Annotated in this window: 1 pseudogene; it reads left to right on the top strand. The window is 68.1% G+C overall.

The features are described from left to right. Window positions 1-147: 147 nt before the first annotated feature. A pseudogene (locus JQN83_RS32600) lies at window positions 148-1,025 on the top strand (IS5 family transposase). Window positions 1,026-1,047: the final 22 nt, after the last annotated feature.

The raw sequence follows: 1,047 nt of genomic DNA, 5'->3' as shown, positions 1-1,047 counted from the left end.
CTAGGGCCTGTGTCGAAGTCGGTGCCGGGGCTTGAGCTGGTTTGAGGATCTTCGCGTGTCGGAGATCGAAAAAGAGTGAGGCCTCCGGTAGATGGTTCAGCGACCAAGCAGAACCTGAAAACCGGAGACCTCGTGGACACCCTAGCGGTGACGAGGCGGTTCGACCTGACCGACGTGCAGTGGGCGGTGCTGGAACCGTTGCTGCCTGCGGGTAAGCGGCCAGGTCGACCGTCGTCATGGACCAGGCGGCAGTTGATCGATGGGATCCGGTGGCGGATCCGGGTGGGTGCCCCGTGGCGGGACGTGCCGCCGCAGTACGGATCCTGGTCGGCGGTGTATGCCCTGTTCCGCCGCTGGCAGCGCGATGGCACCTGGCAGCAGGTCCTGACAGGGTTGCAGGCTCTCGCCGACGCGGCCGGCAGGATCACCTGGGACGTGTCCGTGGACTCGACCAGCGCCCGCGCTCACCAGCACGCGGCCGGGGCGAGGAAAAGGGGGATCTGCAGGCCGAATCGCCGGGTGGGGTCAGTGTCGAACCGGCTGACCACGCGCTCGGACGCTCCCGCGGTGGGCTGACCACAAAGCTGCACCTGGGCTGCGAGCAAGGGCAGAAGCCCCTCGCCATGGTGCTGACCGCCGGGCAGCGCGGTGACAGCCCGCAGTTCATCCCCGTCCTGGCCGCCATCCGCGTTCCCCGCCTGGTGACCGGCCGACCCAGGACCCGCCCGGACCGGGTCCTGGCCGACAGGGCCTACACCTCGAAAGCGAACCGGGCCTACCTGCGCCGACGTGGGATTGCCGCGACCATCCCGAGCAAGGCCGACCAGGACGCCAACCGACGTAAGAAGGGGTCGAAGGGCGGCCGGCCACCGGCCTTCGACCCACAGCGGTACAAGCAGCGCCACGCAGTGGAGTGCGGCATCAACAGACTCAAACGCAACCGCGCTGTGGCGACCCGCTTCGACAAGCTCGCCGTGCGCTACGAGGCCACCGTGCACATCGCCGCGATCAACGAGTGGCTGTGACCAACTTCGACACAGGGCCTAG

It is taken from the genome of Micromonospora antibiotica, assembly GCF_017599305.1.
Classification (GTDB): Bacteria; Actinomycetota; Actinomycetes; order Mycobacteriales; family Micromonosporaceae; genus Micromonospora; species Micromonospora antibiotica.
The sequence above is the reverse complement of the archived record's forward strand: the minus strand, read 5'-3'. Positions and strand labels throughout refer to the sequence as shown.